Raw genomic sequence first — 20210 nt, forward strand, 5'->3', positions numbered from 1 at the left:
AATGATCAATCTTTCAACAATTCTCTCGCAATTATAATTCTCTGAATCTCCGAAGTACCTTCGTAAATTTCCGTGATCTTCGCATCGCGTAAATATCTTTCAACTAAATATTCTCTAACGTAACCATAACCACCGTGGATTTGAATTGCTTCAAGTGCACATTCCACTGCAATTTTTGAGGAATACAATTTAGCCATTGCCGATTCTTTAACATATTTCTTATCGGCATCTTTTAATGCTGCAGCTTGAAGAGTTAAAAGTTTTGCCGCTTCAACTTTCGTTGACATATCTGCAAGCTTAAATTGAATTGCCTGATGGTTAGAAATTTCAGTTCCAAAAGCTTTGCGGGTTTTTGCATATTTAGTAGCGGCATCAAGACATCCTTCAGCAATTCCAACAGCTTGGGATGCAATTCCAATTCTTCCGCCGTTCAAAGTATTCATTGCAAAGTTAAATCCTTTGCCGACTTCCCAAATAATATTTTCTTCCGGAACTTTGCAGTTTTCAAAAGTTAACGAACAAGTATCGCTGCTTCTAATACCAAGTTTATCTTCTTTAACTCCGTGCCCAAAACCCGGCGTTCCTTTTTCTACCAGAAATGTTGTAATTCCGTGATGAGCTTTTTCTTTATCTGTTTGAGTAACAACTAAATAATAATCAGCGGAAGATCCATTGGTAATCCAATTCTTCATTCCGTTAATAACCCAATGATTACCTTCCTTATGTGCATATGTGTTTTGCTTAGTTGCATCACTTCCGGCTTCAGGTTCTGATAATGCAAATGCCCCAAGTTTTTCTCCGCGTGCAAGTGGTTTTAAATATTTTTCTTTTATAAGATCGCTTCCCCACTTTTCCAATCCGTAACAAACTAATGAATTGTTTACGGACATTATTACTCCCAGACTTGCATCAACTTTTGAAATCTCAATCATTGCTAAAACATAACTAACGGTATCAAGTCCGGCACCATCATATTTTAGATCTACCATCATTCCCATAAATCCAAGTTCGCCAAGTTTCTTTACCAATTCAGCAGGGAATTTAGATTCTTTATCCCGCTCAACTGAAGTTGGAGCTATTTCAGATTCTGCAAACTCTCGAGCTGTCTGCTGGATCATCAATTGTTCTTCTGTGAATTCGAAGTTCATCCTTTCCTCTTATTAATCTAATTTTTATTAGTTGTTTACATTTTAAAACTACTGAAAGGATTTCAAATATCAAATCCTCATTCTAATACTAAGGCACTAAGGAACTGAGGCACTCAGTAACTTCTATCTTTGTCACTTTCCATCTTGATCTCTATATTTGTTTCAATGAATATCAATAACAAGAAAATACAACTTAAAGGACTAACACTTCCGGAACTTGAAGAGTATTTCGTTTCAATCGGCGAACCAAAGTTCAGAGGCAAACAAGTCTTTAATTGGATGTATAATCATCTTGCTACTGATTTTTCCGAAATGGGGAATATTTCAAAAGAGCTTAGACAAAAACTTACTGCAACCTGCAAACTGCAAACTCTAAACTTAGTAACTACTCAAAATTCACCATCAACCGGAACAAAAAAATATTTGTTTGCAACACATGATGAACGGAAGATCGAATCGGTCGTAATTCCAGAAAAAGAAAGAAATACACTTTGTATCTCCACTCAAGTCGGCTGCCCGCTTGATTGTAAATTTTGCGCAACAGGACTAATGGGTTATAAAAGAAACCTTTCTGTTGGCGAAGTTGTGGATCAATATCTTCTAACAGCTAAAGAACATGGTAAAAAAAATATTACCAATATCGTTTATATGGGGATGGGTGAACCTCTTCTTAATTACGAAACAACATTAAAGTCGGTAGAAATTTTTACACACGAGCTTACAAAAGGATTGAGCAGATTGCGCATTACGATTTCGACTGCTGGCATAGCACCAAGAATAAAAGATCTTGCCGATCGCAGTGTTCGTGTTAAACTTGCTCTCTCACTTCATTCCGGATTTGAAGATATTAGAAGTATGATAATGCCCATAAATAAAAAATATTCTCTCAAAGAAAATCTTGAAGCTCTAAAATATTATGCAAAGAAAACAAAAACACGAATCACTTTTGAATACACAATGCTGAAAGATATCAACGACCGTTACGAAGATATAAAAGCGCTTACTAAAATTTGCAGTTCTATTCCGTCAAAAATTAATATCATTCCTTTCAACAGTATAAAACATATGGCCCCGGAAGGTATTTCTTCCAAACTTGAACCCACACCGTCAATAGAGATACATCAATTTGCAGATAGCCTCCGCAATAACAATATCACAGTTATGATCCGCGAAACACAGGGCGATGATATAGCGGCGGCATGCGGACAGTTGGCAGTTAAAATAAATTAGGGAGGAAAAAATTTTGCATATCTTCGGGTGTATCAAAATCTTTTAAAATTTGGGAGTAACCACACTCCCATTTTTTTGTCTTCGTATTTCCATCGTCTCTAATCAATCGAAGTGAAGAAGAAGAATCTGCTGTTAAAATTTTTTCGAATATATTTTTCTTAAATAAAACCGGATGACCTTCTTTTCCGTTATAACATGGCTGTATCCAATCATAATTATCATCGATTTTGGAAATTAGTTCACAATAAAATTTTTCTTCATGAAACGGCTGATCTACAAAATGATATATGATCCAATCCGAATCTTTTAATTTCGCCAGTCCGGCTTGAAGTGAAGTGAGCATACCACACTCATAGTCAGGATTGAAAACACATTCAACTCTATCTGCAAACTGCAAACTGCAAACTGATTTGACTTCATCGCTCTTGAATCCCGTCACAACAACAACTCTTTCGCAAACTGTTAAAAGTTTTTCAACTATTGTTACAACAAATGATTTATCCTTGTAAAGCATTAACGGTTTGAATTGTCCCATTCTTCCGGATAATCCGGCTGAGATTAGCAACCCGTTTATGATCGGCTTACTCATTTGTTTAATAATTTTTCTTTTAAATATTTTGGTGAGCTCGGTTCGATGTTAGAATTCCAACTCTTTAGAGCAGAAGTATCCTTCAATCCATTTCCGGTAAAAAGAAGCAGAGCAGTCTGATCATGCAGTTTATTTTGTGAGATGTATTTTTTGTATGCAGCAAATGTTGATGAAGAAGACGGTTCAATTAAAATTCCATAATTCTGTGCGACAAATTTTTGTGCTTCAAGAATTTCATTGTCGCTCACTTGAATCGCTTCGCCTTTAGTTTTTACAATTGAGTCATAAGTCATGTATAAACATCTTGGCGCACCGGCAGAAATTGAATCGGCAATACTTTTAGCAGGCATGTATTCGAACTTTTGATCCTTCATATATCTGACTACGGCATTACTTCCTTCAGCTTGAACAGCCATTAATTTTGGAAGTTCTTTAATCCAGCCAAGCTCTTTCAATTCCCATAATCCTTTATACAATCCGCTTAATACAACACCGTCACCGGTAGGAACAAAAATTAGGTCCGGCATTTTACCTTTGGTTGTCATAAAAATATCAAATGCTGCAGATTTTTTACCTTCGACAGTAAGCGGATTATAGCCGGTGTTTCTATTGTATAATTTTTTCTCTGAAGAGATTTCCAAACAAGTATCGAATGCTAGATCATAGTCGCCGTCAACTAAATAAATTTCAGCTCCGTATGATTGGATCTGAATCCGTTTTGCTTCCGGAATAAGTTTCGGTACAAAGATCATTGATTTCAATCCGAGCCGTGCGCAGATTCCCGCTAATGAAGAACCCGCATTCCCGGTTGAAGCTGCGGCAATCTCTTTTATACCAAGCTCTTTTGCTTTGAGAGCAACCAAACTGGAAGCACGGTCCTTAAATGACAAAGTAGGATTACGTGTGTCATCAAGGACAAAAAAATTATTCCCTTTGAAAGAATATTTTAATATACAATTTGACGGAAGGGATAATCTCTCTATGTCATTCCGAAGTAGCTCAGCGATTGAGGGATTTTTCAAATCCAGCGGCCATAATAAATTATATTGCCAAAATCTTCCCGGCTGCAGATTTAGGAATTCCTTTTTCTTGTATTTCTTTTTAATTGATGCATAATCATATTCAACTAAAAGAACCCCACGCAACGGTTGGTTCTTTTCAATCATGCCGCAAGATGGACAGAGATAGATCAGATTTTTTTCTATCTCATCTTTGCTGTAAGTCTTTCCGCAGTCGAAACATTTGTAGATATAATTTTTCATTTTTAATCCTGAGGAGCGAAGCAACGAAGGATCTCATTCTAAGTAATAGAGACTCTTCGCTTCGCTCAGAGTGACTACGTCACATTGTTAGTCCCATGATTGCTTTTGCTGTATGCAAACGATTTTCTGCTTCATCAAAAACGATTGAAATTTTCGGATCATCGAGAATCTCATCAGTTACTTCATTATTTCTATCTGCCGGAAGTGCGTGCATCAATTTTACATTTTTATCTGCAAGTTTAATTCTCTTGTCGTTGCAGATCCAGTCTTTATGTTTCTCAAGATTACTTTTCATTTCTTTTTTGCATTGATCTTCATGCGAGAGATAAAATTCTTCATCATAAAATCCAAAGCCGCCCCAATTTTTTGGAATTACAATCTGTGCGCCTTCAAATGCTTCATCCATATTATTTGTAAAGCGTAAACTTCCTCCGCCTTCTTTTGCATTCTTCTGAGCTTTCTCAACAATATTTTTACTAAGAGGAAATTCTTTTGGATGAGCGACCGTTACATCAATTCCGTAACGCGGGAAAAGAAGAATTTGTGTTTGCGGAACGCTCAGCGGTTTTGAGTGCGTTGTTGCGTATGCCCAACTAACTGTTACTTTCAAATTTTTTGTGTTTCTACCAAGATGCTCGAAGATCGTCATCAAATCTGCAAGTCCTTGGAATGGATGATAAACATCATCTTGCAACGACATGACAGGTTTTCTTGAGTTAGCCGCAAGTTCATTTAAATACTTATTGCCGATTCCGTAGAAACAATTACGGCATGCGATCCCGTGTCCCATGCGGCTAAGAATTATTGCTGTGTCTTTTGCAACTTCGCCGTGAGTGATCTGCATTTTATCTGGAGTGAGATCATGCGCGTGTCCGCCAAGCTGTGTCATCCCGGCTTCCATAGAGTTACGCGTGCGTGTTGATTGCTCAAAGAACATCATGAACAATGTTTTATATGGCAGCCAGAGTGTGGGTTCTTCCGCATAGAATTTCTTTTTCAAATCAAACGCCGTGTCAAAAACTATATCGAGTTCTTCTTTTGCCCAGTTGTCTTCAGTTATAAAATGTCTTCCTCTGAAACGAGTTTCCATTATTCCTCCAATAAGAAATATTCAGTTACTTAATTCTCTCTATTAACTCAAACGGAAAGAGCGAATAAAACTTTGTTGCCTTCAGCAAATCATTCAATACAAGTTCTTCTTTCGATGAGTGAGAAAGTTCTTCTTTACCCGGCGCAAAACCGATTGTCGGAATTCCAAAATGTCCGGCAGTTGCAACTCCGTTAGTAGAGAAACTCCATACACCGCTCTTCGCTTTTCCGATTGCTTCCTTAGAAGTTTTCATTGCAGCATCAACTAACGGATGTTTCTCATCATAAACCCACGTAGGGAAATATGCCTCTTGTGAAAACTTCGTTCCTTTCCAGCTTGTTCCTTCAACATTTGGAATGGAAATTTTTGCATCGCTCTTATGCTTTTTGATAATCGCTTTTAATTCTTTCACAACAGAATTTTTATTTTCTCCGATCGTCATTCTTCTATCAAGATGAATCTGGCAATAATCCGAGACCGAACAAGTTGACGGTGCTTTGGAAATAACTTGGCTAACAGTTATTGAACCCTTACCAAGTGGTTGTTTGGGTTTTAATTTTTTATCAAGTTTTTCTATTTCAGAAATTATCGGCTGCATTTTATAGATCGCATTAATTCCTTTTTGATTATGTGCGCCGTGTGCAGATTTTCCCGTTGCAGTAATTTTCAATTCCATTCTTCCGCGTTGTCCGAGGTAAACTTTTAGATCGGTCGGTTCGCCAAGTAAAACATAATCCGGTTTGATTCCTTCATTGGCGATTATATGATAAAGCGGATAACCGTCTGCATCTTCTTCAAGCACTGAACCGACAACATAAAGAGTGAATGGAAAATCATTTCCGTAAACCGCTTTCAAAACTTTTCCCGCGATCATAAATCCAGCCATAGCGGGCTTCTCATCAACAACTCCGCGTCCGTACATTTTTCCGTTTACGATTTCTCCGGCAAATGGCGGATGCGCCCAAGTTTCAGTATCGGTAACTTTCACTGTGTCAACGTGTGCGTCAAACATAATTTTTATTGGTCCGTTGCCGATTCTTCCCACCGCATTTCCAAACCCGTCATGAAACGCATCGTCAAATCCGTATTCTTTCATCTTAGAAACAATGAACTCAACAATTTCTTTTTCTTCACCGCTGTAGCTTTTAATTTGAATTAATTTTTGAATAAGAGAAAATAAATTTTCTTTCTCAGCTTCAACTGCACTAAATAATTTTTCTTTCATGCTTATTCCAATTCAGTTTTATGACTAACAAAATTACAAAATTGTCTAAACACTTAATACCGGTATACCTTATATTTATAATGTTCAAGAAAAAAAACTGGAAATTTCATGTCAGATAAAATGCAGCCGATTCCTTTCCAAAATTTATTGGACTGGATATTTCAAGAGTACGTTAACCAGAAATCCATCTTCGGGATTCCATCTTCAAAATTTTATTATGTTAAAGAAAAGGGGAATGACAAGATATTTGATGAATGTCTTGAAACTCCGATCGGTCCTGCTGCCGGTCCGCATACTCAACTAACTCAAAATATAATCTGCGCATACTTAACCGGAGGCAGATTTTTTGAACTCAAGACAGTTCAAAAGCTGGACGACTTAAAGATTGATAAGCCGTGCATTGATGCAACAGATGAAGGTTATAATGTTGAGTGGTCGCAAGAACTGAAGCTTGATGAATCGTATGATGAATATGTTAAAGCCTGGTTTCTAATTCATTTGATAAAAGTTCTGTTCGGGCTCTCGAAATCCAAAAGAGGATTTGTTTTCAATATGAGTGTTGGTTATGACCTTGATGGAATCAAAACTCAACGAATGGATAGATTCATTGAAGAACTAAAGGATGCATCTAAGAATGAATTATTCACTAAGTACAAATCAGTTTTAATAGATCAGCTAAACAGTACTGATGTATTCAAATTGCTTGAGACCAGATTTGGAATTACTAGTAACAAACGTGATGAAATCATTCTGAACATAGAAAACATTTCACCACATATATCTAATTCGGTTACACTTTCAACAATGCACGGCTGCCCTCCTCATGAAATTGAAGCTATTGCAAAATATCTTATCCAGGAAAAAGGATTACACACTTACGTAAAATTAAATCCGACTCTTTTAGGATATGATTTTGTAAATGATACTCTGCATAAACTCGGATATAAATATATCCATCTTGACAAGAATTCTTTCGATCACGACATTCAATATCAAGATGCTATTCCTATGATTAATAGATTAAGATCGTTTGCTTCTGCATACAATAAAACTTTCGGGATTAAACTTTCCAACACGCTTGGAGTGAAAAATACAATTAAAGCATTACCTGGCGATGATATGTATATGTCAGGCAGATCGCTTTACCCGCTTACAATAAATCTTGCATACAAATTAGCTAACGAATTCAATGGTGAAATAAATATTTCTTATTCTGGCGGAGCCAATATCAATAACATAAAAGAAATATTAGAAACCGGAATAAGACCGGTTACTTTTGCTACAGAATTATTGAAACCCGGCGGATATTTACGTCTTTCACAAATTGCAGAAACGGTCGAAAAGAATTCATCAAAGTTCGAACATAGTTTTAAAAAAAATACTGCTCACCTGAAAATTTTAGCAGAAGCATCTCTATCAGATAAAAACTATTCTAAAGAGAAACGTGAAATTAATTCTATAAAGATTCCTAAAACTCTTCCGGTTTTTGATTGTTACATCGCTCCATGTCAAGAAGCATGTCCGATACATCAAGATGTTGCATCGTATATTAAATTAGTTGAACAAAAACGATACGAAGAAGCATACGAGTTGATCATTTCAAAAAATCCGTTACCTCACATAACAGGTTACATTTGCGACCATCAATGCATGTTCCATTGCACACGTTGGGATTATGATGAGCCGGTGTTGATTCGTGATCTTAAGAAGGAAGCAGCTCTTAATGGTTTTGATTTATACATAAAAAAATTCAAGAATGATCTTTCATTTAATCAGAATAAAATAAAAGTTGCAGTTATTGGAGCGGGACCATCTGGCTTATCTGCCGCATATTTTTTAGCCAAAGCCGGATTTAATGTAACAATTTTCGAAAAAGAAATGAATGCCGGCGGTATAGTTCAAAATGTATTACCAAGATTCCGTTTGCCAAAAGAAGCAATAGAAAAAGATATTGAGTTTATCGAAAAACATGGAATCAGATTTGTTTTTGGTTTTAATCCAAATTTCTCAGTTGATAAACTGAAAAAAGAAGGATATAAATATATCTACATAGCAATCGGAGCTGAGACATCAAACAAAATTAAGATTGATGGTGATAATGGAAATATTTTTGATGCGATTGAATTCTTGAAAGATTATCACAATGATCAATTTATAAAGCCCGGCAAAAGTGTTGCTGTTATTGGCGGCGGTAATTCGGCAATGGATAGCGCACGTGCTGCAACTCGTTATAAAGGAGTTAAAAAAGTTTACCTGATCTACCGTAGAACAAAAGAACAAATGCCGGCAGATAAAGAAGAATTTTTTGCTGCACTTAAAGATGGAGTTGAGTTTAGAGAACTGCTGCTTCCTATCAGATTTAACAACGGACTTCTAGTTTGTCAGAAAATGAAACTGAGCGAGACTGGATCTGATGGAAGAAAAAATGTATTGCCGATTGATGGCGAGTATGAAGAAATTAAAATTGATTCCGTAATCTCTGCAATCGGTGAAAACGTTGATACGGAATTTTTGACAAAAAATAAAATTCTATTAGAAAATAACAGAGTGAAAGTTACCGAGTCTAATGAGACGATGATAGAAAATGTTTTCATTGGCGGTGATGCGCTGAGAGGACCATCTACCGTAGTAGAATCAATTGCAGATGGAAAGAAAGCGGCAGAAGCAATCATTAAGAAAGAAAATGTTAAGGTCGGGCAGTACTCTGCTAAAAATTATTTTGTCAATGATCAACAACTTTTTGAAGACATAAGAAAAAGAAAGGGTGAAATTGCAAATCAATCTAATACAAATTTTATTATTGAAGCCGGAAGGTGTTTAGGATGCAATTTTATCTGCAATAAATGCGTTGAGGTCTGCCCGAACCGTGCCAATGTTGCAATAATATCGAATTCAGATTCCTTTAAAGATCAATATCAGATTATCCATCTTGATCAACTATGCAACGAGTGCGGCAACTGCGAAACTTTTTGCCCTTACCAAGGTGCACCATATAAAGAGAAGTTCACATTTTTTAAGAGTAAAAATGATTATACTCAAAGCACTAACGAAGGTTTTTACTTTGATGAGAATAAAAATCTAACGACAGTAAATATAAGATTGAGATCTGAGACTGGAACGATTCTTTTTGATAATCACGGAGAAGTTGTTCAAACAACAATCAGTACTCGAAACGAACTAATTCAATTAATTAAAATATTTCGGAAGGATTATTCTTTTCTAATTTGAGAATAATTAGTGAGCCGTTAATTCTTTTGCGCTTTCACTGATTGCTTCAATTATTTGTTTGTACCCGGTACATCTGCACAAGTTACCCGCAATTGCATCTTTGATTTCTTCTTCGGTAGGATTTTGATTTTCTTCAAGCAAAGCATAAGCCGATAAAACCATTGCCGGTGAACAGAATCCGCATTGTACTGCACCATACTTTAAGAAATTTTTTTGAATCGGATGTAATTCATTACCGTTTGCAATTCCTTCAATTGTAACGATCTCACTTCCTTCAATTTGTGCAGCAAGAATCAGACATGAATTAACCGCTTTTCTATTCAATAATACAGTACATGCACCGCACTCTCCAACTCCGCATCCTTCCTTTGTTCCGGTTAGATTTAATTTATCTCTGAGTAGATCGAGCAAACGGATACTCGGTTCAGTCTCTACTGTAACTTGTTTTCCGTTAAGTATGAATTTCAAACTGATCATTTTATTCTTTTCGTCATTCGATTAAGCATTTGATAAAACATTTGCTGGACAACCGGTAATTTATATTCACTTGACCAACGTAATCCTGTTAATTTAATTATCTCTTCTGCTAGCTTGCTTGCAAGCAATTTTAAAAAATCGTTCTTTACTTCTTTACCGGCAGCAAATTTTTCTAATTCCTGGAAACGAGTTCCTATTGGAGTTGCAGCGCCGGAAGCAATTCTTATTTCATTTATTTTGTTCTCGTTCAACTCCATCAAAACAGCAAGTGTAATTCTGCTGATAGCTACAGCCTGGCGTCTTCCTAGTTTATAAAAATCTCCTACAAAAGTTTTTGGCGGAACCGGAATATTTATGCGGATTACAATTTCATCTTTCTTTAATTGTGTTTTGTAAGGACCTTGCAAAAATTCTTGTAGTGATATTTCCCGTTTAGAATGGATTGATTCAATTTCTATTGTAGCGTTGTAGATCAATAGAGCTGGAACAGTATCGGCACACGGTGCGTTGTTTACAAAATTTCCCGCTATCGTAGCGCGGTTTCTTATTTGCAAACTGCCGATTGTAGCAACAGCTTTTTTTAGAATCTGTAACTCTTTGGAAACTATTTGGTTTGTATAAATCTCCGTAAATGTTGAAGCCGCACCGATAGATATTTTCCCATTCCTTTGTTCAATTCCTTTAACTTCTGCAACATGATTAATATCAACTAAAACTTCCGTATTAACAAAACGATTCGATTCTTGTTTCAGTCCGGTAACTACATCCGTTCCGCCTGCAATAATTCTTAAATCTTTGTCATAATTTGAAAGAATGCTGAGTACCTCGTTCAAATTTTTTGGAATCAATATTTCGATTGATGGCATCACTGCAAACTTCCTCTTTTCACTTCAACCGGCCTTAGCTTTTTACCTAATAAAATTTCCTCTAAGTTCAGTGGTAAATTAAAAAATCTTTTTCCGAGAGCATTACTAACTGCATTTGAAATTGCAGCCGCTGTTAATTCCAAAGTTGGTTCACCTAAAGACTTAGCTCCCCATGGTCCGTAAATCTCTTTTCCTTCAACAAAGATTGGTTTTATTTTTCCAATATCTTTTGCCGTTAGAATTAAATACTGATCAAAATTTAATTCACGGATTAATCCATTATCTATTGTTACTTCCTCTAGCATTCCATAACCCGCGCCTTGTGTAACACCGCCGTAAACTTGTCCTTCTGCACTAAGTTTATTTATTACTGTTCCTGGATCGTGCACCGCTGTGATCTTATCAAGATAGACTTCGCCCGTTCCGAGGTTAACATTCACTTCTGCAACCTGACATCCGTACACATAAGTAAAGTAAGCGTCTCCTTGTCCTGTATGTTCATCCCAATCAACGTTTGGACTTTTATACCAACCGATTGTCGAAAGATTTACTCCACACGACGATGCAAGTCTGCAAAGATCAGGAAAAGTTGCGAGTTGAGAATTGAGAATTGAGAATACTTTATTATCACTAAAAACAATTTCATCTTCTGTTTTTAATTTCCATTCTTCACGAATTAATTCTTCAAGTCGCCCGCGTAAAATTTCTGCTGCATTTTTAACGGCGCCTCCGCCCATCAATGTTGCACGCGATGCAACCGTTGGTCCGCTATCCGGTACACGTGATGTATCTGTCTCAAGATAAAATATATTGTCAGTCGTAATTCCTAATTCTTCTGCAACAATTATAGAAAATGTTGTTCTTAATCCTTGCCCGTTCTCCGCAAGTCCGGAAAGTAAATATGCGGTTCCATCATTTTGAATTGAGAGATAGCAAGCTGCAGCATCAATGCCTTCTGCACCAAGTGAACAACCTCGGTAGCTTACCGCAAGACCAATTCCTTTTTTAATAAGTTGATCTGGTTCAATGAATTGCGAATTATTGAAAACAGGTTTTGTGAAATCATATTTTTTTAATATCGGTTTTTCTTTTTTGTATTTCTTCCATTTGTTTTGAAAATCAGTTTCCTTAGTTGCGGTATCCAAAACTGTTAAAAGATTTACATCATGGTTTTGAAGTTTTTGTCCAGTTGCAGTTATTGACCCGGCTTTCAATCCATTTATTTTTCTTACTTCGTTTGGAGTAATTCCCAGCTTAAGTGCAATCTCATCCATCAACGATTCATTAGCAAAGATCGGTTGAGGCGAACCGAAACCCCGCATTGCACCGGTGTATGGATTATTCGTGTAAACAGCGCGCACATCAGTATGAACATGTTCGATTTCATAAGGTCCGGTTGCTTGAACAACAGAACGCCAAGTTACAAACGGACTCATTGAGCAGTAAGCTCCGCCGTCTGCAAGAATATCTATCTTCATAACTTTTATCTTACCGGAGTTTGTAAATCCAACTTTATAATTTAAAATGTATGGATGACGTTTATACGATTCGAGGATTGATTCTTCTCTTGTGTAACGAATTTTCACCGGACGATTTGTTTTTATAGCTGCAACGGCGGCGCGTGAAGAAAGAATGCACATTGTATCATCCTTTCCGCCGAACGACCCTCCGAGTTGCGCTTGAATTACTTGCACTTTGTCTAACGGAAGATTTACAACAGCCGCAATAATTCTTCTCGCACTAAAAGGATTTTGAATACTGCCAATAATTTTTACCCCATTCACACCAAGCGGTATAGCAATAACAGCTTCAGGTTCTATGTAAGCATGTTCAATTAATTGTGTTGTATAAGTTTGTTCAAGTATGTGATCGCTCTCAGCAAATCCTTTTTCGATATTTCCTTTGCGTAGAGGATGATGAACTATAAGATTACTTCCTAATTCCGGATGAATTAAAATTGCATCCGGATCAAGTGATTTTCTTGGATCTGTTAAAGCCGGAAGTGGTGTGAAATCAACTTTTATTTTTGATAAAAGCGAACGAAGTTGAGCTTCATCTTCGCCGACTAGCATTGCAAGAACATCTCCCGGTGTTACAACTACTTCATCGCAGAAAATCGGTTGATCGTTTTTAATCATACCAACTTTCTTCTCACCCGAAATATCTGCAGATGTAATTATTGAGTTAACTGAGTTATCGTTTTCAATTTCTGAATAATCAATCGAATTAATCTTGGCGTGAGTCTCAGGAATCCTAAGCATTACCGCATGAAGCATTCCATCAAATTTATAATCATCGGCAAACTTAGCACGACCGGTTATTTTATCGAATCCATCTTCACGAACTATTGGTTTGCCTACAACAGAAAAATTTTTTTTCATTTATTCTATCCAGTCATTCTGAGTACAGACAAAGTCTGTGCGAAGAATCTCTTACTTATAATTTTGAGATCCTTCAGTCGTTACACCTGCCTACCGGCAGGCAGGCTTCTTCAGAATGACATTATCATTTTATTTGATGATACAACCTTTCGCCTTGAATGTAAATCTCATTTTTAATTTTGTTCTCATCAACACCAATTAGCTGAAAATCCTTCATCAAAAAATTTCCATTCTGTAATACAGTATGAATCGGAAATTCCAACATACCAAAAATAAAATGTCCCCAGAAATTTTCTTTAGTCATTGGTGTTGGTGGAACATAATCCCAAACGATTAGATCAGCACGTTCGTTTTCATTGAGAGTTGAGAAATCCGGGAAATATTTTTTAGCAAACCCAATTTGATCGAAATAAATTCTTTTTATAAGTGCTGTCGCTTGATCTCCGTTGATGCCTTGATCTCTAAAAGTTAAGAACATTTGTTTAAGTGAACGGGAAATGTTTGAGTGCATACCGTCTGTTCCGGCTAATAGCGGAATACTTTTGGGAATCTTGCTGAAATTCGGAACACCGACAGAATTATTCATGTTGGAGTCGAGACAAAACGCAATTGCGCTTTCTGCTTCACTGATCTTGTCATAATCTCTTTCCTTTAGATGAACGCCATGTACCAAAATACTTTTATCATTCATCAGCTTGAATTTTTTCAAGCGGCTGACAGGTAATGAGCCGGTGTATTCAACGCTTAATCTATTATCACTTTCATCTTCTGCGACATGAATATGAATTCCCCAATCAGATTTCATAAGCATTTTTGACTCTAGCAGAAGATCATCCGAAAGTGTAAACGATGCATGTAATCCCAGCATGGCATGGAAATCATCGTTCATTTGAAACGAGTAAAACTCTTTGTTCTCTGATAATCCTCTTAATGCATTGTTGAGACCGTTTCTATCTGTACTTTCGAAACAAAGTACACCACGTAATTTAAAATCATTTAATACATTTTTTATTGTTTTCAAACTTCCTGCAATTTCGTTTTGTGATGAGTGATGATCAAAAATATATGTTACACCGCTGCGGATTGATTCAATCGCAGCCATTTGTGCTGAAGCAATTATCATTTCCATGTCAAGCACGCGGTCAAGTTTCCACCAAAGATTTTTTAGAACGTTCTGAAAATTATCAAACTTGCCTTTAAGCGGTAAACCTTTAGCAAGTCGGGAATAAATGTGATCATGGAAGTTTACTAATGGAATTGTTACTACTCTTCCATATGCATTGAAAGAATCCTTATTAACCTTATCGGGATTTTTCATATAAATATGAAAATATTTAGGACGAATTTTAGAGATCTTTCCACCGCTTATTATTATGTCGCCAAAGAATGGAATTATCTCGTTTTCTACAATTGTACAAATCCAAGCATTTTCGATTGTTAGATTTTTTGTTTTCATTTTTTATCCAATAAGATTCTATTCTGTTAATCCAACTTGTTTGTTAAAATCATCAATTAGTTTATCCCACACAGGAACAATGGCAAATTTTTCCTCCCAATAATTTTCATCATACCATTGAGCGTTTAGTTCTTCAACTGATTTACCCTGCTGTTCTACCCATGTAAAATATTTTAGATTGTGAATCCGTTTCTTATCGTAATAGTTCAATTCACTGAAATAGTCAATCGTTTGTTTCTTGATCACTGAAGTCCAATCAACTTCACTTTGATGCTCGGAATATTTTCCCCATTCTTGATTCATTTCTTCCAAACGTGAGTTGTACATTTCTTTTGAATCGGTGAAGATCGTAAAAATGACATCGTTCTCGTTCATCTCGTAATACTTTGCAAGCTTAATTGAACTAAGCATATTGCTGACCGAAGAAATTCCAAGCCAGGAAAGTTTTTCAATAACATCATCCTTCACACCATTAGCTATCAACCATCTTTTCCCTTCCGGTTCATTGAACAATCTTAAAATTCTTAACGGATCTTCATCATCAATTGCGCATACAGCGTCTGTGTTTTTAACATTGTGAATCCATGGTATATGTTTATCGCCAATCCCTTCAATCCTATGCGCACCGTAGCCATTCATCAAAAGTGTTGGGCACTGCAATGCTTCAGCGGCTAATACTTTTAGTAATGGAAATTTTTCACGCAGATAATCGCCTGCACCAATCGTCCCTGCAGATCCAGTTGCACTTACATATCCGCTTACTCTTTGATTTTCTTTTTTAATTTGATTAAAAAGTTTTTCGATTGTTGAACCGGTAACAGTGTAATGCCAGATTGTATTTCCAAATTGATCGAACTGGTTGAAGATTACATATTCATCACTCTTACTTTCTAACTCATGACATTTATCATAAATTTCTTTTACATTACTTTCGCAGCCTGGGGTTGCATAAATTTCGGCGCCCATATTTTTAAGCCAGCTAAATCTTTCTTTACTCATCTCTTCGGGAAGAATTGCAACACCGTGAACTGATAACAAACGCGAATTAAAAACTCCGCCACGGCAGTAATTTCCCGTTGAGGGCCAAACAGCTTTATGATATTCAGGATTAAATCTTCCTGTTATCAAATAAGGAACAAGACAACCGTACGAAGCACCGACTTTGTGTGCGCCGGTGGGGAAGAATTTACCGACCAGACCAATGATACGTGCTTTAATTCCTGTGATCGCTTGCGGTATTTCTAAAAAATTTATTCCGCCGATTTTTCCTGTTGTAGAATCGTTCTGCCAATTGATACGAAATAAATTTAACGGATCTGTATCCTGCATTCCGACTTTAGGAAGCTTATCTTGAATTTTTTGAGGAATGGTTTCCGGATTTTTCATTTCGCTGAATTTCGGAAGAATTATTTTTTGTTTCTTACATCGTTCAATCGTCTTTTTTAGAAATTCTTTATTTTCAATTTGCCATGACCAATTGTTCATCCTTTCTCCTGATGTTTTGGTGTATTGTATAATGTAAGCAAAACTTTTTCCGGTGTAAGCGGCGCTGAGAAATTCATTTCAAGATTTGGTTTGAATGCTCTCATTGCATTCATCAATGCAAAATAAACGCCAATACCATACATTAATGGCGGTTCACCGATTGCCTTGGAATTATTCGGTCCGAATGGATTAGATACATTTTCCAGAAAATGAATTTTCATTTCTTTCGGAACAGCATGTATATCAGGTATTTTATATGTTGATAGCGCATCCGTCAATAGTTTTCCTTCACTGTTCCATTTCAATTCTTCCATAGTCATCCAACCGATTCCTTGTACGATTCCTCCTTCGGCCTGACCCAAATCTATTGTCTTGTTAATCGTATCACCGAAATCATGAACCACTTTAACCGAATCAACTTCATAAATACCTCTTAAACAATCCAACGTTACTTCAACAATTGCAACACCGTATGAATGATAAGCGAACGGTTCACCTTTATTTATTTTAGTGTCGAAATAAATATTTGGCGTTGAATGATGTGCTTGAGCAGTTAAACTAATTCGTTTTCTGTATGCTATGCTTACAAGTTTTATAAAATTCAGTTCGGTTTTATTGTTCTTATAAAAAATAATTTCATCTTTAAGAAGTATACGGGAAGATCTTTTCACTTTTAGTTCATCGGTGGCGACTTTCTTTAGACGACTTATTAAAATCTTGCAAGCATCTATAACTGCAAAACCATTTAGATCTGTACCTTTGCTTGCTGCGGTAGCAGAACTGTTTGAAACACGTGAAGTGTTTGTTGAATCAATGTGAATTCTATCAATGTTGATCGAGAGTTCATTTGCGGCAATCATTCTTAGTTTTTCATTAACTCCTTGTCCCATTTCGATAGCGGCAGTATTAATGCCTACGCTTCCATCCGTGTAGATGTGAAGCAGTGCAGAAGCCTGATTCAAAAATGTTGTAGTGAAAGAAATTCCGAAAGTGACAGGTATAATTGCCGCACCTTTTTTCATCAATTTATTTTTTGAATTGAATTCAATAATTCTTTCAAAAACTTCTTTTGGTTTATATTTATCTTCTACTCCAGCAAAACATTTTCCAATATTGCAATTCAATGTTTTCTGTCCGTACGGAAATTCATTTCCTTCTATTAATAGATTTTTCTTCTGAATCTCTGAAGGATCTATTCCAAGTTCATTCGCTGCTTTGTATATAGCAGATTCAATCACAAACATTCCCTGTGGTCCGCCGAATCCTCTGAATGCAGTAAACGGAGTAAGATTGGTTTTACAGCTTAATGCAGTAGCTTTTACATTTGGAATGAAATAGGAATTTGTACAGTGAAAAAGTGTACGGTCTAAAATTGCAGGTGAAAGATCTGCTGCTGCGCCTGCGTTCTGATAAAAAGTTACTTCGTAAGCAAGAATTTTTCCTTTTTTATCCAGCCCGATTTTAAAATCAGAAGAGTAAGGATGTCGTTTTCCTGTAATTCTAATATCTTCTTGCCGAGGTAAAATTATTTTAACCGGTTTATTTAATTTCAAAGCGGCTAAAGCTGCCATAACAGCCCACGCAGTTGCTTGATCTTCTTTACCGCCAAATCCTCCGCCTAGTCTTGTAACATCTACTTCAATTTTGTGCATAGGTAATCCAAGGACACGTGAAGCCGTACGCTGAACTGATGTTGGTCCCTGTGTTGATGAAATTATTTTTATTCCTCCGCCTTCCATGGGAAATGCGAGTGAACCTTGTGTTTCAAGATAAAGATGCTCTTGCCCCCCACTCTCAACAACTCCTTCGAAAATGTAATCACATTTTTTCCAAGCCTTATTAATATTGCCAAGTTCAAAAATTCTTGGTGGAATTATCAGTTCACCTTTTGCTGCAGCTTCGCGAGGATCAAACACTGCAGGAAGTTTTTCGAATTCACATTTAATCTTTTTTGCAGCATCATGTGCTTGAAGAAAAGTTTCTGCAATTACCAAAGCTATTGGATGACCAATAAAGTGAGCCGTGTCCTCCGCAAATAGATCCTCATCTTGAACAATGCCTCCAATCTGATTTTCACCCGGGATATCTTTTGCAGAAATAATTCCTTTTACACCTTGTACATGTAATGCTTCTTCGAAACCAAGGCTTAATATTTTCCCATGTGCTATAGGAGAATAAAAAACATAGCCGTACAAAGTCCCTTGCGGAGACACAATATCATCAACAAAAAGAGATTCACCCCGGACGTGTTTTATTGAGTCTACGTTTCTCAAAGCAATTTCTCCGAATCCACGAGTTGCGGAAATAATTTAATAAAATGTGCGCAAAATAATTGATGCAGCAATAATCTTTTATACTCAGCAGAACCACGTGCATCACTGATTGGCAAAATTTCGCTTGCAGAAATTGCTGCAGCCTTTTTTATTGTTTCAGTATCAATCGATTTGTTTCTTAAATAGTTACAAGTATTGTTAAGATATAACGGAATTGGGGCTACTCCTCCTACTGAAATATGAATCGTTGTTATTTTTCCGAGTTTTAATTCTATATAGATTGATGAATTTACGCTTGCAATATCAAGATAAGTTCGTTTAGAAATTTTTTCGAAATTAAAGAATGAATTCTTTGAAGGAATCTGAAAAGATAATTTTTCAACAATTTCATTTTTTTTCTTTTCTAATGATTTATAACCTTTGTAAAAATTTTTAAGAAGAATTGATCTTTTCTTCTTTCCATCATTCAAGTGAACAGTTGAGTTGAGTGCAAGAAAAATATTGACCATATCACCTATTGGAGATGCATTAACAATATTTCCGCCGATTGTTGCTCGATTACGAATCGAGAGAGAGCCGAAGAGACTTAAATAGCTGTTCCATTGAGGAAAATATTTTTGAAATAGTTTTGATGATTTTAACTCTTCGATAGTTGTTGCCGAACCAATATTAATTTGTTTCCCTGTTTGAGAAATTCCGGTAAGCTTTTTATACTGTGATATTAAACTACCTTTACTGCGGACTAAACTTTCCCACCTCTGAACATAAAGATCTGTTCCGCCTGAAATAACAATATTTGAATTTTTATCAATTGATTTATTATCTACAGAAATTTTCTCAAGGCGTTTTTTTATATCCTGGAAATAATTAGGAATAAATTTTAATGCAATCAAGTTTTCAATATGATTTCTGTCATCTGATCTTCCATTTTCAAATATAGAAATTGAATCGGAGGCCGCACGCTTAATCCCAGCGTAACCGGTACATCGGCAAATATTTCCACCAAGTGATTCTATTGCATCATCGGGATTAAGATTAGAGTTGTTCAAAAAATATCCGGTCATAGAAACAACAAAGCCCGGAGTACAAAACCCGCATTGTGTTCCGCCGTCATCAACCATCGCCGCTTGAACTGGTGAAAGATCTTTCTGATTAATTCCTTCAACAGTTACAACATGTTTACCATTGGCATCCCCTAACGGCATCAAGCATGAATTAACAGATTTGTGTTTGACAGTTCCTTTAACTAATTCACCAAGAAGAATTGTACACGCGCCGCAATCACCTTCCCGGCATCCTTCTTTCGTTCCCGTTAACATTTTTTCTTTTCTTATAAAATCGAGAAGAACTGTTGTGGGGGGAAGATCAGTAGTAATATTAAGATCATTAAGAATAAATTTGATCATTTTAACCTCAGTGGAATAATATCCACTTATGGTACAGCAATAACAGAAATAAATATCTTACTCATCAAAAAATTAACATTTTGGAATGCCGAAA

The 20210-nt window shown here is 36.3% G+C and carries 14 protein-coding genes; 2 read left to right on the plus strand and 12 right to left on the minus strand.

Annotated elements, in window-relative coordinates:
* Window positions 1-5 precede the first annotated feature (5 nt).
* Entirely contained in the window at window positions 6-1148 is a 1143-nt protein-coding gene (locus NTZ27_12920) for an acyl-CoA dehydrogenase (protein ID MCX6175648.1), read from the minus strand.
* A 165-nt stretch (window positions 1149-1313) separates the two neighbouring features.
* Here NTZ27_12920 and rlmN point away from each other — a divergent pair, with 165 nt between their 5' ends.
* Window positions 1314-2378 (plus strand): 23S rRNA (adenine(2503)-C(2))-methyltransferase RlmN, encoded by a 1065-nt coding sequence (rlmN, locus tag NTZ27_12925; protein MCX6175649.1) that lies wholly within the window; start codon window positions 1314-1316, stop codon window positions 2376-2378.
* Here the strand turns inward: rlmN and NTZ27_12930 are convergent.
* The 4 genes from NTZ27_12930 to NTZ27_12945 all read right to left on the minus strand — a co-directional run bounded on the left by NTZ27_12930 (window position 2365) and on the right by NTZ27_12945 (window position 6544).
* Window positions 2365-2967, minus strand: a complete 603-nt coding sequence (locus NTZ27_12930; protein ID MCX6175650.1) for a nucleotidyltransferase family protein — start codon at window positions 2965-2967, stop codon at window positions 2365-2367. The two genes, rlmN and NTZ27_12930, sit on opposite strands and share 14 nt — an antisense overlap.
* Window positions 2964-4229 (minus strand): pyridoxal-phosphate dependent enzyme, encoded by a 1266-nt coding sequence (locus NTZ27_12935; protein MCX6175651.1) that lies wholly within the window; start codon window positions 4227-4229, stop codon window positions 2964-2966. The genes NTZ27_12930 and NTZ27_12935 overlap by 4 nt, the downstream gene beginning before the upstream one ends.
* Before the next feature lie 79 nt (window positions 4230-4308).
* Entirely contained in the window at window positions 4309-5319 is a 1011-nt protein-coding gene (locus NTZ27_12940) for a hypothetical protein (GenBank protein MCX6175652.1), read from the minus strand.
* 25 nt (window positions 5320-5344) lie between these two features.
* A complete protein-coding gene (locus NTZ27_12945) occupies window positions 5345-6544 on the minus strand; it encodes a YgeY family selenium metabolism-linked hydrolase (GenBank protein ID MCX6175653.1) in 1200 nt (399 codons plus the stop codon).
* A 108-nt stretch (window positions 6545-6652) separates the two neighbouring features.
* Here NTZ27_12945 and ygfK point away from each other — a divergent pair, with 108 nt between their 5' ends.
* Window positions 6653-9772: a putative selenate reductase subunit YgfK gene (gene ygfK / locus NTZ27_12950; protein ID MCX6175654.1), complete on the plus strand. Its 3120-nt coding sequence runs from the start codon at window positions 6653-6655 to the stop codon at window positions 9770-9772.
* Between the two features lie 6 nt (window positions 9773-9778).
* On the opposite strand, the gene NTZ27_12955 is transcribed toward ygfK, so the two are convergent.
* The 7 genes from NTZ27_12955 to NTZ27_12985 all read right to left on the minus strand — a co-directional run bounded on the left by NTZ27_12955 (window position 9779) and on the right by NTZ27_12985 (window position 20116).
* Window positions 9779-10249, minus strand: coding sequence for a (2Fe-2S)-binding protein (locus NTZ27_12955; protein MCX6175655.1), 471 nt, complete (start codon window positions 10247-10249; stop codon window positions 9779-9781).
* Window positions 10246-11115, minus strand: a complete 870-nt coding sequence (locus tag NTZ27_12960) for an FAD binding domain-containing protein (protein MCX6175656.1) — start codon at window positions 11113-11115, stop codon at window positions 10246-10248. The genes NTZ27_12955 and NTZ27_12960 overlap by 4 nt, the downstream gene beginning before the upstream one ends.
* Window positions 11115-13496 (minus strand): xanthine dehydrogenase family protein molybdopterin-binding subunit, encoded by a 2382-nt coding sequence (locus NTZ27_12965; GenBank protein ID MCX6175657.1) that lies wholly within the window; start codon window positions 13494-13496, stop codon window positions 11115-11117. Before NTZ27_12965 ends, NTZ27_12960 begins: the two co-directional genes overlap by 1 nt.
* A gap of 124 nt (window positions 13497-13620) precedes the next feature.
* The gene (locus NTZ27_12970; protein MCX6175658.1) at window positions 13621-14952 is read right to left on the minus strand and encodes an amidohydrolase family protein; all 1332 of its coding nucleotides are present in this window, start codon (window positions 14950-14952) and stop codon (window positions 13621-13623) included.
* Between the two features lie 18 nt (window positions 14953-14970).
* Window positions 14971-16437 carry a pyridoxal-phosphate dependent enzyme gene (locus tag NTZ27_12975; GenBank protein ID MCX6175659.1) on the minus strand — a complete coding sequence of 489 codons (1467 nt, stop codon included), beginning with the start codon at window positions 16435-16437 and terminating at the stop codon, window positions 14971-14973.
* Window positions 16434-18710: a molybdopterin-dependent oxidoreductase gene (locus NTZ27_12980; protein ID MCX6175660.1), complete on the minus strand. Its 2277-nt coding sequence runs from the start codon at window positions 18708-18710 to the stop codon at window positions 16434-16436. Before NTZ27_12980 ends, NTZ27_12975 begins: the two co-directional genes overlap by 4 nt.
* Entirely contained in the window at window positions 18707-20116 is a 1410-nt protein-coding gene (locus NTZ27_12985) for an FAD binding domain-containing protein (GenBank protein ID MCX6175661.1), read from the minus strand. The genes NTZ27_12980 and NTZ27_12985 overlap by 4 nt, the downstream gene beginning before the upstream one ends.
* Between the last annotated feature and the right edge of the window lie 94 nt (window positions 20117-20210).

Source organism: Ignavibacteriales bacterium (genome assembly GCA_026390775.1).
GTDB lineage: Bacteria > Bacteroidota > Ignavibacteria > Ignavibacteriales > Melioribacteraceae > Fen-1258.

What these genes read in the sequence shown, in the direction of transcription:
- NTZ27_12985 (MCX6175661.1), bottom strand. Translation starts at nt 20,116, where the DNA reads ATGATCAAATTTATTCTTAATGATCTTAATATTACTACTGATCTTCCC.
- NTZ27_12945 (MCX6175653.1), bottom strand. Translation starts at nt 6,544, where the DNA reads ATGAAAGAAAAATTATTTAGTGCAGTTGAAGCTGAGAAAGAAAATTTA.
- NTZ27_12975 (MCX6175659.1), bottom strand. Translation starts at nt 16,437, where the DNA reads ATGAACAATTGGTCATGGCAAATTGAAAATAAAGAATTTCTAAAAAAG.
- NTZ27_12930 (MCX6175650.1), bottom strand. Translation starts at nt 2,967, where the DNA reads ATGAGTAAGCCGATCATAAACGGGTTGCTAATCTCAGCCGGATTATCC.
- rlmN (MCX6175649.1), top strand. Translation starts at nt 1,314, where the DNA reads ATGAATATCAATAACAAGAAAATACAACTTAAAGGACTAACACTTCCG.
- NTZ27_12955 (MCX6175655.1), bottom strand. Translation starts at nt 10,249, where the DNA reads ATGATCAGTTTGAAATTCATACTTAACGGAAAACAAGTTACAGTAGAG.
- NTZ27_12965 (MCX6175657.1), bottom strand. Translation starts at nt 13,496, where the DNA reads ATGAAAAAAAATTTTTCTGTTGTAGGCAAACCAATAGTTCGTGAAGAT.
- ygfK (MCX6175654.1), top strand. Translation starts at nt 6,653, where the DNA reads ATGTCAGATAAAATGCAGCCGATTCCTTTCCAAAATTTATTGGACTGG.
- NTZ27_12940 (MCX6175652.1), bottom strand. Translation starts at nt 5,319, where the DNA reads ATGGAAACTCGTTTCAGAGGAAGACATTTTATAACTGAAGACAACTGG.
- NTZ27_12935 (MCX6175651.1), bottom strand. Translation starts at nt 4,229, where the DNA reads ATGAAAAATTATATCTACAAATGTTTCGACTGCGGAAAGACTTACAGC.
- NTZ27_12960 (MCX6175656.1), bottom strand. Translation starts at nt 11,115, where the DNA reads ATGCCATCAATCGAAATATTGATTCCAAAAAATTTGAACGAGGTACTC.
- NTZ27_12920 (MCX6175648.1), bottom strand. Translation starts at nt 1,148, where the DNA reads ATGAACTTCGAATTCACAGAAGAACAATTGATGATCCAGCAGACAGCT.
- NTZ27_12970 (MCX6175658.1), bottom strand. Translation starts at nt 14,952, where the DNA reads ATGAAAACAAAAAATCTAACAATCGAAAATGCTTGGATTTGTACAATT.